This window comes from Pseudoalteromonas sp. S1612, assembly GCF_005887175.1.
Lineage (GTDB): Bacteria > Pseudomonadota > Gammaproteobacteria > Enterobacterales > Alteromonadaceae > Pseudoalteromonas > Pseudoalteromonas undina.
Genome location: NZ_PNDH01000042.1, coordinates 11226 through 28948 on the forward strand (window position 1 = coordinate 11226; position 17723 = coordinate 28948).

Annotated in this window: 16 protein-coding genes; 4 read left to right on the top strand and 12 right to left on the bottom strand. The window is 39.9% G+C overall.

The features are described 5' to 3' along the window. Positions 1–154: 154 nt before the first annotated feature. Genes CWB78_RS14445 through CWB78_RS14455 form a run of 3 tightly spaced genes read left to right on the top strand, consistent with a single transcriptional unit; the run spans position 155 to position 2570 of the window. Entirely contained in the window at positions 155–1243 is a 1089-nt protein-coding gene (locus tag CWB78_RS14445) for a YjgN family protein (protein ID WP_055013315.1), read from the top strand. Continuing rightward, the gene (locus CWB78_RS14450) at positions 1243–2283 is read left to right on the top strand and encodes a M48 family metallopeptidase (protein WP_138596188.1); all 1041 of its coding nucleotides are present in this window, start codon (positions 1243–1245) and stop codon (positions 2281–2283) included. Before CWB78_RS14445 ends, CWB78_RS14450 begins: the two co-directional genes overlap by 1 nt. Further along, positions 2280–2570, top strand: coding sequence for a hypothetical protein (locus CWB78_RS14455; RefSeq protein WP_008115202.1), 291 nt, complete (start codon positions 2280–2282; stop codon positions 2568–2570). The genes CWB78_RS14450 and CWB78_RS14455 overlap by 4 nt, the downstream gene beginning before the upstream one ends. 64 nt (positions 2571–2634) lie before the next feature. Here the strand turns inward: CWB78_RS14455 and speB are convergent, their stop codons facing one another. The 5 genes from speB to CWB78_RS14480 form a co-directional block, all read right to left on the bottom strand. Beyond that, complete coding sequence (gene speB / locus CWB78_RS14460) at positions 2635–3558, bottom strand: agmatinase (protein ID WP_010388380.1); 924 nt, start codon at positions 3556–3558, stop codon at positions 2635–2637. 3 nt (positions 3559–3561) lie between these two features. Next, a complete protein-coding gene (speA, locus tag CWB78_RS14465) occupies positions 3562–5475 on the bottom strand; it encodes a biosynthetic arginine decarboxylase (protein WP_138596190.1) in 1914 nt (637 codons plus the stop codon). Positions 5476–5619: 144 nt separating this feature from the next. Further along, positions 5620–6078, bottom strand: coding sequence for a GNAT family N-acetyltransferase (locus CWB78_RS14470; RefSeq protein WP_008467955.1), 459 nt, complete (start codon positions 6076–6078; stop codon positions 5620–5622). 185 nt (positions 6079–6263) lie between these two features. Beyond that, entirely contained in the window at positions 6264–7823 is a 1560-nt protein-coding gene (locus CWB78_RS14475) for a BCCT family transporter (RefSeq protein ID WP_138596192.1), read from the bottom strand. A gap of 404 nt (positions 7824–8227) precedes the next feature. Further along, the gene (locus CWB78_RS14480) at positions 8228–10474 is read right to left on the bottom strand and encodes a putative bifunctional diguanylate cyclase/phosphodiesterase (RefSeq protein ID WP_138596194.1); all 2247 of its coding nucleotides are present in this window, start codon (positions 10472–10474) and stop codon (positions 8228–8230) included. A gap of 315 nt (positions 10475–10789) precedes the next feature. Between CWB78_RS14480 and cysZ the strand changes: the two genes are divergently transcribed. After that, complete coding sequence (cysZ, locus tag CWB78_RS14485; RefSeq protein WP_282454259.1) at positions 10790–11500, top strand: sulfate transporter CysZ; 711 nt, start codon at positions 10790–10792, stop codon at positions 11498–11500. A gap of 43 nt (positions 11501–11543) precedes the next feature. On the opposite strand, the gene rlmM is transcribed toward cysZ, so the two are convergent. The 7 genes from rlmM to CWB78_RS14515 form a co-directional block, all read right to left on the bottom strand. Then, positions 11544–12629, bottom strand: coding sequence for a 23S rRNA (cytidine(2498)-2'-O)-methyltransferase RlmM (rlmM, locus tag CWB78_RS14490; RefSeq protein WP_055013323.1), 1086 nt, complete (start codon positions 12627–12629; stop codon positions 11544–11546). A gap of 17 nt (positions 12630–12646) precedes the next feature. Then, positions 12647–13015 (bottom strand): DUF423 domain-containing protein, encoded by a 369-nt coding sequence (locus tag CWB78_RS14495; RefSeq protein WP_010388367.1) that lies wholly within the window; start codon positions 13013–13015, stop codon positions 12647–12649. Next, positions 13008–13664 (bottom strand): alpha/beta family hydrolase, encoded by a 657-nt coding sequence (locus CWB78_RS14500; RefSeq protein ID WP_138596196.1) that lies wholly within the window; start codon positions 13662–13664, stop codon positions 13008–13010. The genes CWB78_RS14495 and CWB78_RS14500 overlap by 8 nt, the downstream gene beginning before the upstream one ends. Then, a complete protein-coding gene (locus CWB78_RS14505; RefSeq protein WP_008115185.1) occupies positions 13664–14560 on the bottom strand; it encodes a transcriptional regulator GcvA in 897 nt (298 codons plus the stop codon). The genes CWB78_RS14500 and CWB78_RS14505 overlap by 1 nt, the downstream gene beginning before the upstream one ends. A 121-nt stretch (positions 14561–14681) precedes the next feature. Beyond that, positions 14682–15536, bottom strand: a complete 855-nt coding sequence (gene kdsA / locus CWB78_RS18885; protein WP_054202475.1) for a 3-deoxy-8-phosphooctulonate synthase — start codon at positions 15534–15536, stop codon at positions 14682–14684. A gap of 9 nt (positions 15537–15545) precedes the next feature. Beyond that, complete coding sequence (locus CWB78_RS18890; protein WP_212750862.1) at positions 15546–16799, bottom strand: DUF819 family protein; 1254 nt, start codon at positions 16797–16799, stop codon at positions 15546–15548. A gap of 20 nt (positions 16800–16819) precedes the next feature. Next, complete coding sequence (locus tag CWB78_RS14515; protein ID WP_010388352.1) at positions 16820–17647, bottom strand: tetratricopeptide repeat protein; 828 nt, start codon at positions 17645–17647, stop codon at positions 16820–16822. Between the last annotated feature and the right edge of the window lie 76 nt (positions 17648–17723).

Genomic DNA, 17723 nt, shown 5'->3' on the forward strand with positions numbered 1-17723 from the left:
TGCACAGTATACCAGAGGTGACTTAAAGTGCAGCCCCATAAACAGTAAAAGCAATAAAAATAGCCTACTTACAATCAGCTAGCTAATTATAAAGATTGTTTTTTTTATCTAAAAAAGGTAAATTTACAAAAAACAACATGGATATATTTTTAAAATGGAACCAGTACACCCAACTTCATCTGAGTCAAATCAAACACCCCCTGCTATTTTTAGCGGTAAAGTACAATTTAGCGGCAAAGCCGGCGAATTTTTTGGTATATGGATTGTTAATATACTGCTGAGTATTATTACTCTCGGAATTTATTCGGCATGGGCAAAAGTTCGCACCTATCGTTATTTTTACGGTCATACGCGTATCGACGGCCATAGCTTTGACTATCTAGCGACCCCAATACAAATTTTAAAAGGACGCATTTTAGCGGTCATCGCATTTTTAATTTACACCTTACTTAGCAGCCTCGCACCAGCGATAGGCCTTTTATTTGCTATTGGCTTTTTATTTTTATTGCCATGGATCATTAACCAAGGTCTGCGTTTTAATATGCGTATGACTCGCCATCGTAATGTACGCTTTGCCTTTTCAGGTAATTACGGCGATGCATTTATTAACTTTGTTTTATTACCTATTGCAAGTGTATTTACATTACACCTATTACTGCCGTATGTATTAAAGCGAATTGATCAATATATGCATGAAAACATCAGCTATGGAAATAAACCACTTACAGTAAATCTTCAAGGCGAACGCTATTACATCGCAGCACTTATTACTCTAGGAGTTGCAATAGGTGGCTTAGTTATTTTTGGCTTCTTTGCTGGTGCAAGTGCCTTAACTATCGGTAACTTAAACACACAAAACTTTAGCCTTTCGACAATTGTAGTGCCGCTATTAATTGCTACGTTGTATGTTGCGTTTTTAACACTGGTAGGCGCTGTTTATCATTCGATTATTCGAAATCATATTTTTAATAACAGCGAATTTACAGAAGTCGCTACCTTTGATTCGAACTTAAAAGCCATTGACTATGCCATCTTACTATTTACTAATGTATTGGCAATTATATTTACCTTAGGACTGGCCTACCCTTGGGCTAAAGTACGCAGAGCAAAGCTGTTAGCATCGGTTACTGAAGTCACTATTTATAGCGGCGCACTTTCGTTGATTGATGTTGCACAAAATGAGCAGTCATCATTTGCTGAAGAAGCGGCCAATGTGTTTGATATTGATATTTCACTCACCTAATGAGTAGTTATCCTATTTTTGGCTGTTATTATTACCCTAATAGCAGCCAACATATTAAAAGCTATGCACACCTTTCCGATGAGCAAATAACACTTGTTGACTCTGAGAATACGACGTTACTTGCATCAACAATAGACAATTGCCAACTTGATAGCCCGTTACCTGGCATGGCGTCAGAGTTAAATTTTGCTGATGGTGGGCGATTTATTCCTCAAGATGTAGAATTTAGGTGGCCATTCGCGCTTAAAGAGCATGGACTCAGTGAACGCTTAGAAAAAAATAAGATTCTTATTGTTACATCCGTGCTGCTAATTCCCCTATTGCTTTGGTTAATTTTATACCGCTTAATACCATCAGTAGCAGTTTATAGCGTTAACTTAGCACCTGCCTCGACAATTGAAACGATGGGAGAGCAAACGCTCAGTGTAATAGAAAAAGTCGCATTGGAACCTTCTCAACTTTCCACTAATAAGCAATCAGAAATACAGCAACAATGGCGTTTAATGCTTAACTCGCTCAATTTAGACAGTGCAAAGTTTAGACTCTCTTTTTATCAGTCTGATTATTTTTCAGCTAATGCGTTTGCTCTTCCAAATGGTCGGGTTGTAGTAACTGACGAACTTGTTGATCTATTAAAAAATGACCCTGATGCCCTGCGTGCTATTTTACTTCATGAAATTGGTCATGTTCAGCACCATCACAGCATTCGCCTTGCAGCACAAGCTGCAGCGAGCACCGTTGTATTTGCAGTTTTTTTTGGTGACTTAGAAGGTATATTAGAAGTCGTGCTTGGCTCTGGTTCATCTTTTTTACAACAAGCGTTTTCGCGAGATATGGAACAAGAAGCCGATATATATGCGATTAAAAACCTTTTAAAATTAGGCTATTCTAACCACGACTTTGCTGATGCAATTGAAGCACTGGAAAAGAATTTACAAGCGCAAGAAGGGAGCTATGATGATGCTTGGTTAAAGTATTTATCAACGCACCCAAGTTCCCAAGAGCGAATAGAATATGCGAGGCAATATAAACCACAATGACCCCTGAACTGAATTTATTGTTATTAGTTATCATTATGATAACGCTTGGCTACGGATTTATTTATCCGCGCTTTGCAGGCAGCAGCTTTAAAAAAGTATCGGTGCAAGATTTATTTGCAACAGGCATTACGCTATTAATTGCATCTACTCTTTATTACAACTCAGGCGTGCAATTTAGCTGGTTAATATTTGAAGTTAATTGGTTTTGGTTTACTTTTTTAACTTACGTCATAATCGAAATTCCGGTGTTTTTTATTTATGCTAAAAAGCACAATATGCAGTTTTAATAGTCTTTTATTTTCATACAAAAAAAGCGCCAAATTGGCGCTTTTTAAACTGCATTAACACATATTAATATTTATGCTTAAATGCCCATAAATGCAGTAATTCACTGGCAATCGTTGCAGCGGCAATGGCGGTAAGCTCACTTTGGTCGTACGATGGGGATACTTCAACCACATCCATTCCCACCATATTAACCCCTTTCAGTGCGCGTAAGATTTTAAGCACTTTATCAGAGGTTAAACCACCACACACGGGTGTGCCCGTACCTGGTGCAAAGGCGGGGTCTAAACAATCTATATCAAAGGTTAAGTAAACCGGTAAATCACCCACTCGCTCAATAATCTGAGCTGCAATATCATTCGCATGCAGATCATTGGCTTGCATGGCATCAATCACTGCAAACTCATGCCTGCTTTGATCAAAGTCAGTACGAATGCCGAGCTGAATACTGTGATTAACATCAATTAACCCTTCCATTGGCGCATGATAAAACATGGTGCCGTGATCAAAACGCGAGCCGTTGCTATAGGTATCGGTATGCGCATCGAAGTGAACTAATGCCATTTTGCCATGAATTTTTGCATGTGCGCGCAATAGTGGTAACGTTACGAAATGATCGCCACCCAAGCCTAATAATGTTTTACCTTGGCGAAGTATTTGCTCTGCCGCCATTTCTAATTGCGCGGTAAAATATTCAGGGTCGCCTACCGGATAAGTAAAGTCGCCAGCATCCGCCACGGTTAAGCGCTCAAACAATGGAAATGTCCATGGGTATTTTGTATCTTCCCATGCTAAATGTACCGATGCTCTGCGAATAGCATCAGGTCCTAAGCGGGCACCAGGGCGCCCTGAAGTGGCTAAATCAAACGGTAGACCCAATACCACTACATCGGCTTCAATCGCGTTAATGTTTTGTACCATAGGACGACGTAAAAACGTCATCCCATTTGAGTACAATGAGTGGTCAACACAACCAAACAAGCTAGACATTGCTTATAACTCTTCTAAATAAGTGTAGCCATCAAGGCCGCTTTGCAACTCGTCTAAAACGCTTTGCTGTTCATCTGGTGCAATTTTTGCGCTGACTAACTGCGCGTATGACTGCTGAAAACCTTCAACATCTAAATGTACATAACGCATCATGTCAGCCACAGTATCACCATGATTAATCTCTGTAATGCTAGCAATACCTTGCTCATCCATATTGACAATAGCACTGTGCGTATCACCAAATAAGTTATGCATATCGCCTAAAATCTCTTGATAGGCACCTACTAAGAAAAACCCCATTAAATAAGGTTTGTCTGCTGTAAACTCAGGTACTGGCAACGTACTTTCAATGCCTTGACCATCAACATAATGCTCTAATGCGCCATCTGAATCACAGGTGATATCTAGTAACACAGCCCGTTTTTGTGGAGCTTGCGTTAAACCACTTAATGGCAATACCGGAAACACTTGGTCAATACCCCACGCGTCAGGCAATGACTGAAACAATGAGAAATTGACAAAAAACTTGTCCGCTAAACGCGCATTCAGATCATCTATAATCGGTCGATGAAAACGGTTTTTGTTATCCATTAATTTATTAAGCTCATAACACACACGCAAATTAATTTGCTCGGCCCATGCGCGTTGGGTTAAATCTAATAATCCCATAGCAAACTGACTATGCGCTTCAGCTAAATCGCCTTGGCTGTCGTGAAAAATCTCAATTAATGCACGGTCATCAGTAAGTACATGCAATTGTTGCCATGAAATCCACATATTTTTAAGTAATTGCGGCGCATCATCTGCTGGCGCTTCTATTTCTTCAGGTGCATATGTTTCGGTGCCAATTACATTGGAAATAAGCACTGCATGGTGCGCCGTTAATGCTCTTCCCGACTCTGAAATAATGGTAGGGAAAGGCTGTTCATACTGCTTACAAATATCACCTATGGTGTACACAATATTATTTGCGTATTCAGCTAAACTGTAGTTCATTGAGTTGTGTGATTGACTGCGTGTGCCGTCGTAATCAACCGCTAAACCGCCCCCTACATCAAGGCACTCTATGTGTGCACCCAACTTACGTAATTCACAATAAAAACGCGCAGCTTCACTTACACCTAAGCGTACATCACGAATGTTGGCCATTTGCGACCCTAAGTGAAAATGCACAAGCTGTACTAAATCAAGCTGATCAGTTTCTTTTAAACGGTTTACTACATACAGCACTTGTGAAGCAGACAACCCAAACTTCGATTTTTCACCGCCACTGGCCTGCCATTTACCTTTGCCTTGCGAGGCTAAACGCACACGAATACCAATGCGCGGTTTTACATTAAGTTCTTTGGCTTGGCTAAGTACCATGTCCAGCTCAGACAATTTCTCAAGTACGATATACACTTTATGGCCCAGCTTTTCGCCAATCAGCGCTAAGCGCACATATTCTTTATCTTTGTAGCCATTACACACAATCACCGCACTGGTTTTTTCAGCCAATGCTAATACGGTTAATAACTCTGGCTTGCTGCCTGCTTCTAAACCTAGCTGTTTTTTTTCTACTTGTGCTTGACTGGCAACAATTTCTTCAACGACTTCGCGCTGTTGATTTACTTTAATCGGATAAACTAATAAATAGTCTTTTGGATACCCATAGCTTTCTATTGCGGTATTAAATGCGCCACATAAGCTATGCACACGATGGTGTAATATTTGTGGAAAACGAACGAGTGCTGGCAAACTTAAGCCTTTTTCTTCAAGCTGCTTAGCAATGTCTGTTAGTGCAATGGTTTGCTGTGGGGCATCAGCCTTTGGCGCAACATACACATCACCTTGATCATTAATACCAAAAAAACCTTGGCTCCAATGACGAACGTTGTAGCTCGTACGAGCTTGTTCTAGTGATGTTGTCTCTTTCATTTATCTTTCTCTTTTATTTATGAATGCCAAACCGGCTAGTTGCCGCGCATTAAAAGAAAAATAGTGATTCATGTCCAACAAGTATTTCTACTCGTAACGAGTTAGGATTGAAATTGATAAATAAAAGCTTCAAACAAAGCAATATTAGCTGAGCGCAAGCTCCATAAATAAGCTATTCGGGTTTTCTGTGTATTCACCAAAAGGGGCACATTGCACAAACCCTAAATTCTCATAAAGATGGATTGATTGTATTTGCTTTGGTCCTGTTTCTAGTTTTATGATTGGGATTTCTTCTTCGCCTGCATAGTGCAATAAAATTTGCATAATACGCCGCGATAAGCCTTTTCCGCGATAGCTAGGTTTTACGTAAAGCCGTCTAATTTCGCCATACCAGCTACCATCAAATTGCTTTACTATTGCGCCACAGGCAACTATTCCGTCTTGATTTTTTAACCCTACAGCGTAAACGCCCGGTAAACCAAGCTCATTAACTGTAAGCGCTTGTGAAGTTGCTACAGGATATAATGAGCTAATAAGTCGATCTATGTCAGCAAATACGTTGATCACATCCTGATCACAAGGGTCTAAGTCGACTAACTGCATGGTTTATCTCAAGGTTATGCTTAAATATATTTAAACTATACCGTATCGATAGGAATGAACAACCTACTTAGGCTAAGTTATTTTTAGTGGGTTAGCTTATTGCTAGGATAATAAATAGCTCAATAACAAGGTGAGAATATGATGTACCCAGAAAAAGAGCGCTTATTAGCGCTCTTTATCAATTATTAAAGCCCTTGTTCGTCTGCCATTTTCTTAACTATTTGTGGTGCTGTCCACAACGAAGGTAGTAACACAAACGAAACTGGCACCGCAGTGACCACAATAAACGACTGCAAGGTTGAAATTCCGCCCTCGCCTATAGAAATAAGCAACGCCGCCATCACCCCCATCATAATCCCCCAAAACACTCGAATAGACGTTTGTGGGTGATCGGTACCCGTCATTACCATAGATACCGAATACGTCATTGAATCACCTGTTGTTGCCACAAAAATAGTGGTCAGTACTAAAAATAACACCGACACAACAAATCCCATAGGTAACTGCTCAGTGATGGCTAACAATGCCGCTGGCAAATTAAGCCCAGCAAAAGGCTCTGATATAACGCCAGGATTATTTAATTCAAAAAAGATGCCTGAGCCGCCAACAATAGTAAACCAAAAACACGTGATCACAGGGGCAACCACAGAAATAAGTAAAATCATTTCACGAATAGTACGTCCACGGGATATACGTGCAACGAACATAGCCATTAATGGGCCATAACCTAAAAACCAGCCCCAAAAGAATACAGTCCACCAGTCTAGCCACGGTTTATCGGCACGAAATGTAGCCATAGGAATAAAGTTATCTAAATACAAACCAAAGGAATGAATGTAACTGTCGATAATAAACGCAGTTGGCCCCATTAGTAATATAAACAACATCAGCAACACTGCCAGTACAACATTAAAACGGCTTAGTAGCTGAATACCTTTGGTAACCCCACTTACCGCTGAAAGTGTGTAAATTCCAATTAAGCTAAATAAAATAACCACCTGCGTGGTGTAGGTATCAGGAATGGCAAACAACTTTTCTAGACCAAAACTCACTTGTAAACCTAAAAAACCAATAGGACCAACAGTGCCAGCAACCACAGCGAGTACACAACATGCATCAACAATAGTACCAAGCGCACCTTTCATTGCGCGATCGCCAAATACCGGGTAAAGCAAAGTGCGCGGTTTAAGCGGTAATCCTTTTTCGTAATGGAGATGCATATAAACAATACCGGTCAAACTACCTAAAATAGCCCAGGCTAAAAACCCCCAGTGCATAAAGCTTTGTGCAAGGGCGTTATAGGCGGCATCCCTTGTGCCAGTTTCACCACCAAATAACGGGGGCGGAGAAATAAAGTGTGCCATTGGCTCTGCTGCGGCCCAAAATACACCGCCACCTGCAAGCAAAGTACACATAATTATACTTATCCATTTGAAGGTAGATATTTCAGGGGTTTTTAAACCGCCGAGCACCACTGAACCGGTGCGGCCTACGGCTAAAAATATGCCAATCACAAAGGTTAATAACAGCAGAACTTGCCAAAAGGCGCCAAATATTTTGGTGGAGAAGGCAAAGGCAGAGTTTATCCAATCCGACATCAGTTTTATGTCGTACAGTGCCAGCGCGGCAAATAAAACTAATATACCGCCACTGATTAAAAAAACGGGTATATCAACCCCTTCCAGAAACTTTACTCGGGGAGAGTGTATTTCACCCGACTTTAAAGCTGCTTTCGTGGTATTCATTTATCGCTCCTAATGGTTTTTTACAGTTACCGACATAGCGACATACCATGACATAACCCTAAACCATAGTTACAACGAACGAAAAAGCAACTCAAAAGCAAGTTTCAAGTACCTGTCGTGTTTACGTTTAGATAATGTCACAACAAGTAGACTTATTGCCAATTCCTGACTAGTTTAACGCGTTAAAAACGCTAAACCAATGCCACAGCAATGATTTGTGCAACTGTTACAAAATAGTAAAAAACTCATTACACTTAGCTAGCAAACAAACAAAAAGTATACATTTCTGTTTGAGCTAAAACGCAGTAAGTTAGCAAACGTTACTGCCCAATTAGAGGTTAAACAAAGCGACTTATTGATTGGGGTAACTAAACTTGTCGCCTCAGTTAATGATAAACACCAGGTTACTGGTGCTCTTTATGCCATTTTAAATAATTGCTGTGTGTTAATGGTTTTGCAAATAAATAACCTTGCACAGCATTTACACCCATCGACTTTAATACATGTAGTTGCTCAGCACTTTCGACCCCTTCGGCTACAATATTAATATCTAAACTATGACCTAAACCAATAATAGACTGAACAATGCTTTGCCCCGATGCGTTATCCAACACTTTATCAATAAAGCTTTTATCTATTTTTAGTTCGTCTATCGGTAAAACACTCAAGTGCTTTAAACACGAGTAGCCGGTACCAAAGTCATCAATTGAAAATACAAATCCCTGCGACTTTAGCTCTTTCATTTGCTTTACCGTACTCATTAAATCACCCGCTAACATGGACTCAGTGATCTCTAATTTAATTTGTGAGGGTAATACATCATACGTCTCAATCGCTTTAAACAATTCTCCTTTTAAAGTAGAAGAATTAAACTGACACTGGCTAATGTTAATAGACACATTAAACTGGTTTTTCAGTGCGTTATGATCTCGAAGTGTTTCCAGTAAAATACAAATATCGCGCAATACAATGTTTTGTAACTTTTGAATTAAGCCAAATTGCTCGGCAATCGGAATAAACGAATTAGGAGAGATTAGTCCTTTGGTTGGGTGATTCCATCGTATGAGTGCTTCTGCACCAATAATACTGCCATCAATTGATAATTGAGGCTGAAAGTAAGCACAAAATTCATCACATGCAATCGCTCTGACTATATCTGTTTCAAGCTCAGTTTGATTTTCCAGTAAGGTTTGCAGTGCAGGATCGTAAAAGCTACTACTATTACCGCCTTTCATTTTAGAGCGATACATGGCGGTATCTGCAAATTTTAAAATATTTTCGCTAATAGCATTGGCGTTATTAATTAAACATATACCTATACTGCAGCTAACTTGAAACGCCAAATCCCCTATCTCAAACTTGTCATAAAAAACGCTTTGTACCACTTTAGCCATTAATTCTGATTCAAGACTCGCTTGCTTATGGCTATCTCCTACATTCTCAATGAGTATAATAAATTCATCACCGCCCACGCGGGCAAGGGTATCTGTTGGGTTTAAAACACGCGTTAGTCGTTGTGATAGCTCAACCAGTATTTCATCACCGGCATTGTGCCCTAATGAATCGTTTATACGTTTAAAATTATCTAAATCTAAAAATAAGAGTGCGCCCGTGTGATCAGACTGCTTAATTTGTTCAACATACATACTGAGTTTATCATTGAGCATTCTGCGGTTCGGGAGGTTTGTAAGCGGGTCAAAAAATGCTAACCGTTGCACCTCTTCTTCTGCCGCTTTACGAGTAGAGATATCTCTGGCCATCCATACTACATGTCGCTGAGAGGGATTATTAGGTTGGTAACTTTCAAGCGGGGCTGTTCGTCCTTCAAATGTAAGTTGTTTACCTTTTATATTTAGCTGATACTCAAACACTTGAACTTCATTAGTTTGAAGCGTTTTGGCAATTACCGCCATAATAGGATTAGCATCCTCGGGAGGCATAATATCTCTGACATTACGATTAATCACATGCTCTTGGCTTAAATATAAACTTTCATTAGTAGTGCCGTAAACGTTGGTATACTCCCCTTCTTCACTCAAAATAAGAGTTAGATCGGGAAGTACTTTTGCGAAGGCTTTAAACTTTTCATTACTTTGCTGTAATTCTGCAAGTAACACTTTTGATTTTAGTGACTCTGTGTGCTTTTCTAAAGCAATACTGGTGAAATCAACAAAAAAGTCTATTAACTCTAAATCTTGTGGTGTCGGTGACTTGGCACTGTCATGATAAATTGCAAAAGTGCCTAATATGTCTGATTGGGTTGAAATAATAGGGGTTGACCAGCACGACCTTAAATCAAAACTCAATGCCAACGCTTTATAGTTTTCCCATAAGGGTGATGTTGCAATATCTGAGGCTATTACTCGCTTTTTTTCATACACTGCAGTACCGCATGAGCCAACACTGGGGCCGATATGTACGCCATTAATTGCCTCACAGTAACCCTTTGCAATATTAGGCGCCGCACTATGAAATAGCTGTTCACCTTTGAGTGTTAATATAGAGCACTTTGCAGAGGAGTCTTCAATAAGCTCCTCAATAGATAAACAAATATTTTCAAGTACTTCATCAAGTGGCGCACCCAAGGCTATTTTAGATAATATACTTTGTTGCTGAGAAAGCAGCTTTCTGACTCTCATTATTTCAATCAAATTATATTCCTCAACAGTCACTTACGCTAAATGCGCCGCTATATTCTATATAATAATTTATTATAGTCTTTTGACTATACATAATATTGAAATTAGCATCTATGGTAATTTTGTCTATTGCCGAGCATTTTATTTCATTAAGCACTTTCGAAGAATTCAAAGCAATTGCCCAAGCTAACAATTTATTATCATTCTATTTGAAATACCATTTATTAAATACTTTGTTACTTAAAAGTACTGTTTAAAATCATCAGGCTATTTATAATAGCCAAAAGATAAATAATCGATGAGGTTAGTGTGCAAATAACGCAAGGTATGGAATATTTTTTTTCCGGATTTAAGTTAATTAGTCAAAAAGGACTAAAACGCTTTGTACTAATCCCCCTACTTATTAATATTTTATTATTTGGTAGTTCCTTATTCTTTTTATTTGGCTGGCTGAGTGATGGCTTTAATGCCGTAAATACCATGCTCCCTGAATGGTTAAGTTGGCTCGAATGGTTAATGTGGCCAATTGCTGTACTGGTGGTGCTGTTTAGTTACAGTATGTTATTTACCGTTATTACTAACTTTATCGCCGCACCTTTTAATGGCTTGCTAAGTGAAAAAGTTGAGCTGTATTTAACTGGTCAAAAAATCAACGACGATGGATTAGCTGATTTAGTCAAAGATGTGCCGCGAATGCTAGGCCGAGAATGGACTAAGCTTTGCTACTACCTCCCGCGCGCTATTGGCTTTTTTATTCTATTGTGGGTGTTACCGGTAATAGGCCAAGTGCTCTGGGTGCTTTTTACCTGCTGGATGTATGCGGTGCAATATAAAGATTATGCTTTTGATAACCACAAAGTTAGCTTCACTCAAATGAAAAATGACTTAAAAAGCAAACAAGGCTTATCTTACGGGTTTGGCTTTGCAGTGATGCTGCTAACCGCTATCCCATTTATAAATTTAATTGTGATGCCTGTGGCAGTGTGCGGCGCTACACGGTTATGGGTTGAGCATTACCGACCACAATATCGTAGTTAAAAAAAATGGGCCTGTTGGCCCATTTTTTATACTCGCTAATCAATTAACTATATAAGCTTTGTGGTACTTTAATTACGTTTAAGTGCACCGTTATCTCTTCACGATCATGGTACAAATGCTTAGCTTGTAATTCGTAGCTAATACCGAACTTCGCCATTTCCTCCCTAATCATTTTTAGACATTCATATACACTATCAAAGCGTTTTTTCATCGGTAGTTTTAGATTAAAAATAAGCTCTTTTGCATAGGCATTTACTGCCCAGTCAATCATCAAGTTAGTTACTTTCGTTGGTTTTTCTACCATATCGCAAACTAACCAGGTTATGTTTCTTTTTTCTGGGCGGTATTTAAAACCATCTTCTCTAAAATGTTTTACTTGTCCTGTTTCCATTAAACTTTCATTCATTGGACCATTATCTATCGCGCTAACAAACATACCACGGCGAACCAACTGATAAGTCCAACCACCTGGGCAAGCACCTAAATCAACGCTGCGCATCCCAGCTTGTACTCTTGACTCACGCTGCTGCTCAGGAATAAATACATTAAATGCTTCATCTAACTTAAGGGTTGAACGGCTTGGGCCATCGTTTGGCATACGTAAACGCAGAATCCCCATAAAGAAAGGTGAGTTGTTATAGCTATAAGAGTGACCCACATACGCAGTATTATTAGCTAAAAACAGCACATGCATTACTGGACGATTGGCTTTTGGTTCACGCAATACGGTGTTTTGTTTCTCGAGCGCTTTTTTAAGCGGAGTTGATATCTTTTTACAAAAAGTCAGTAACTCCTTGCCCTCATTGGTATCGGGTGTTTCTACTCGTAGTTCAGAGCATAAAGTAAAGTCTTTTGCGGCATCTACAATAGCGCCCACTCTATCCTCTAATGGCATATTTTCTATCAGGTTACCGGCAAACCATTGGCGTGCAAATACCATATTTTTAAAATCAACTTTTTTGATTATTTCGTCGCTGTGCTGCGCTTCAAAACATTCATAAATAACATAACCGGTATTTGGTTTTGCTTTTACATACCCTGCAAACCCTTGCTCGGCGGCGTGAAACGTTATTTCAGCAGCGGCATCGCTTTCAAAACCACTACGACAGTAAATCACAACACTAGACATATTAACCCTTAAACTCTTTAAAACTTAAATCGTGCAACTTGCACTAAAATAACTATCCAACCAATAATAAAACACAGTCCACCTAGAGGTGTAATTGGGCCCAGCCACTTTAAGCCGGTTAAAGCCAGTAAATATAAGCTGCCACTAAATAACAGTGTACCCGCTATAAAAAAACCACCTGCCATGCTTAAGTTAATGCCCCACTTTATTAAGATTGCCACTGCAATCAGTGCCAGCCCATGTACCATTTGATACTCGGCGGCGGTTTTAAAAATACCAATAGCATAATCTGATAAGCGACTTTTTAAACCATGGGCAGCAAATGCGCCCAGTATCACTGAAAGCATACAAAAAAAGCTGCCTGCGAGTAAAAATAGTTTAATCATGTTTTTCCTCTTTTACATTCTCAATGGTGCTGTTGATAAAGTTAGCCGCCTGCATTGCTGCAACATTCAGGTTTTGATGCTCAGTTATAACACTTTTTTTACGTGGTTTTAGTGAGTGGTCACCATCAGTTAACCATATATACTGCGGCTGTTTTGGCATTGCCATTGTGGCAAGCTCTTCACGGGTGCCAAAGGTGTCTCGTTCACCTTGTAGTACTAAAAAAGGACATGGTATGTCTGCAAAGTGATCTGTGCGGAGCTTTTCTGGCTTGCCCGGTGGATGAAACGGATAACCAAACGCAAGTACACCTAAAACAGCATGCGAGGTTGAGCAAGCAAGCATAGACGCCATGCGCCCGCCCATTGATTTACCCCCTATAAATAGCGGTAAATTTGCATCAGCTTGAGTAAGTATATGATCAAAATATGTAAGTAATTTTGGTGCTCGCTCTGGTGGGCGACGTTTATTGGTTTGTTTAGCAATTTGCATGTATTCAAAATCAAACAGCCCAACGTCAATACCATACTCACTGAGCTGTTTGGCCATGGTTTGCATAAACTCAGAATCACTGCCAGCCCCTGCACCATGCGCAAATATAAACTGTGCGATTGCAGGTTGCTGACTGCTTTTAACCCATTCAATGCTCATTAATATTCTTGCTCCTGCTCAACTAGGCTTAACATCCAATCTTTAAATGACACAATTTTACCTAATTCATTTTGCGACTCACGGATCACCAAATAATAGGCGTTTTTACTTTCTAAACTGTGATTAAACGGGATCACTAATCGACCTGCATCAATATCTGGTTTTGCTAAAACACTATTACCAATTGCAACACCTTGGCCATGTACCGCAGCTTGCAGCACCATAGATGAATGACTAAAAATAGGCCCTTGGTTAACTTGTACGTTGCGAACACCCGCGGTTTTCATCCATGTTTTCCAGTTTTTACGAGTGGTGTCATGCAACAACGTATGGTTTGCTAAATCACTTGGTTGATTAAGCGCTCTAGGGCCACTTAACAATAATGGGCTACACAGTGGCACTAAGTATTCAGTGTGCAATTTATAAGCTTGTACGCCACTCCAATGACCGCGACCATAATAAATTGAAATATCAACATCGTCTGTTAACGAGTTTTCGTCCTGATCTTGGGCTTTAATTCGCACATCAATTTCAGGGTGTAACTCGTTAAATAAGCTCAATCGAGGAATAAGCCATTGAATCGCAAAGCTCGGGGTTAAACTCACTGTTAGCGAGCCTTTTGCACCACGGGCTAGTAGCTTTTCGGTTGCGTCAATTAGCTGAGTAAAAATCTCTTTAATATCTAAAAAGTAGCCTTGACCTTCTTCGGTTAGAAGTAACGAGCGATTTTTACGCAAAAACAACTTTAACCCTAAGTGCTCTTCGAGGGTTTTAATTTGATGGCTTACCGCAGCCTGCGTCACATACAACTCTTCTGCGGCTTTAGTAAAGCTTAAATGACGGGCTGCAGCTTCAAAAGCTTTTAGCGCGTTTAATGGAGGAACTCGTCTTGACATGGCAACCAAGCTTAGAATTAGTTTTTCTTATGCGGTGAATTATATACCTATGCTGGGAAAGAGTATATTCAAGCCACAAAAAAAGCGACCTAAGTCGCTTTTTTATGAGTTAATCACTCTTTTATAAATCGCTAGCACTGGTATCAAGCGGAGCAAAGCTTTTGATTAAATCATCAACCGCTTTCATTTGCGATAAGTACCCTTCTAATTTACTCAGTGCTAATGCACAAGGGCCATCACATTTTGCTTCATTTGGATTTGGGTGTGCTTCAATAAATAAGCCTGCAATACCCAGTGCCATGCCACTACGAGCCAGTTCTGCTGCTTGAGCACGACGACCATCGGCTGAATCAGCTCGACCGCCAGGACGTTGTAGCGCATGAGTAGCGTCAAATATAACGGGCGCCATGGTTTTCATGTCATCCATGCCCAGCATATCAACCACTAGGTTGTTATAACCAAAGCTTGAACCACGTTCACACAAGGCCACATTATTATTGCCCGCTTCATTAAATTTAGTAATGATATGACGCATTTCATGTGGGGCTAAAAACTGTGGCTTTTTCACATTAATAATCGCGCCTGTTTTTGCCATTGCAACCACTAAGTCTGTTTGACGAGCCAAAAATGCCGGTAGCTGAATAACATCAACAACCTCAGCAACCGGTGCTGCTTGATGAGGTTCGTGCACATCGGTGATCAGCGGAATATTAAAGGTATTTTTAATCTCTTCAAATATCTTTAAGCCTTCTTCCATGCCCGGACCACGGTAAGAATTGATTGACGAGCGATTGGCTTTATCAAATGACGCCTTAAATACATAAGGAATATTTAATTTAGTAGTCACTTCAACATAATGCTCGGCAATTCGCATCGCTAAATCACGAGATTCCAGCACATTCATGCCACCAAATAAAACGAAAGGTTTATCATTTGCCAGTTCTATTTGATTAATATTTATAACTTGGTTGTTCATTTTAATTCCTTATGGTGCAACTGCTTGCATCATTAATCCACAAATATACGCCATATATGTACCTACACCATAGCCTAGTACCGCTAATAAAACGCCGACCGGTGCCAGTGATGGATGAAACGCAGCGGCGACAACAGGAGCCGAGGCCGCGCCACCTACATTGGCCTGAGAGCCAACAGCCATGTAAAATAACGGCGCTTTAATTAGTTTAGCAACAATCAGCATTAAGCTGGCGTGAGTTAGCATCCAAATTGCACCAAGCACAAAATACATTGGTGAATCAAAAATCGCCATCACATTCATATGCAGGCCAATTGATGCTACTAAGATATATAAAAATGCTGATGCCACTTTAGACGAGCCAAAGGCTTCGATATGACGCACTCTAGTGAACGATAAACTAATGCCTATAGTGGTCGATATAACAATAAGCCAAAAGAACTTACTATTTAAACTGTATTCTTTTGCCCATGCATAGTTATTGGCAAAGAACGGTCCTAAAATATCAGCACAAAAATGTGCTAAACCAGTAATACCAAAGGCAATAGCAATAATCATCATGTAATCATTCAGCGTTGGCATACGGGCATGCTCTGCATGGTATTTTTCAACACGCTGTTTTAAATCTTCAATCGCAGTGGTATCGGCCCCCGCTTTGGCATCAATCGCTTTATGGTTAGCCGCCATTAATAATAATACCGCCATCCATAGATTAGCCACAATCACATCAACAGTAACCATAGCAGAGAAGATATCACCGCCAACTTCAAACATCTCTTTCATAGACGCTTGGTTTGCGCCGCCGCCAATCCAGCTACCCGCAATAGTTGTCATACCGCGCCAAACAGCATCAGGGCCATGTCCACCCACTGCTTCAGGGTAAACGGCACTCATAATTAAAATAGCTAATGGCCCACCAATCACAATACCTACGGTGCCCGTTAAGAACATAATTAATGCTTTAGGGCCTAGATTAATAATCGCTCTTAAATCAATGCTAATAGTTAGTAAGATTAAACACGCAGGTAATAAATACCGCGAGGCAACGTAATACACACTCGATTGCGAGCCATCAACAATACCAAAGGTATTTAGCAACGATGGTAAAAAATAGCACAGCAATAATGCAGGCACATATTTGTAAAATGTTACAAGCCCTGGGCGCTGACTTGACGAGGTTTTAAAAATAAAGCCTAAAATAATCGCCAGTAAACCTAGTACAACAGCATCATTGGTGATCAAGGCAGTTTGGGGATCAGCCATAACGTTTCCTATTTTTATTTTTAATGGTGGGTTTTATGATTATCTTCAAGTTCTTCGATTTGATGTTGGATGACTTCAATAGCAGGGTCGTCGGGACATTCATCAACAAAAAATTGTAAATCATCTCGTGCCATTTTAGGGCAACCTAGCTGATTTAGTAAATAGCCTCTGTCGCGTCGCTCATAGGGATCATCCCCTAGCATTTCCATTAACAAATCAACGCAAGTTAACGCATGACCAAATTTGTTCTCACTAATAAAAGACCATTTTTGTTGCGCTAAAAATAATTTATATACTTCGTCTTCAAAAATAAGCTCAAGAGGCTCTTGCTCTTGTGCATTATCTTCGTTGGTATTTTCAGGAATGATATACCAGCTTTGTTGACCACTACTTGGCTCAACAATGTACCCTTCATCATCGCTCATTGCGACGTGAATGCCCACTTCGCCTTGAGTTATGCTTACACTAGCATCAAGTTTTGCATGCTGTAAAAAATGGCATAACAAAATAGCTAAGGTCGTGGGTGTACCACTGCGCATAGATAAGGTGTAGCTAATACTGTTTAGCTTGTACTCAGGTACTTTAAGGCTTGACGCACTAAATAACCACTGACTGTAAAAGCAATCAAGTAGTTGTTCTAAACGATCATGTGCATCGCGTGTTTGCGAACAAATAGTCTCTATTTGTTGCTCAAACGCAGTCAATATTTCAAGACTTGGTGTTAAGTCTATTTGAGGGTCCCATTTAGCTTCTGCTTTAATACAACGATATATTGCCGGTGGCAAAAAATCATCGTAGGCATCTTCTATATAAGATTCATCGTGTTCATCAAACCCGAGGGTGGTCATTCATACTACAACATTCTAGAAAACGAACACGTAGTTTACCTAATTTTAAGGTTAGATACCAATAATCAGAAATGAA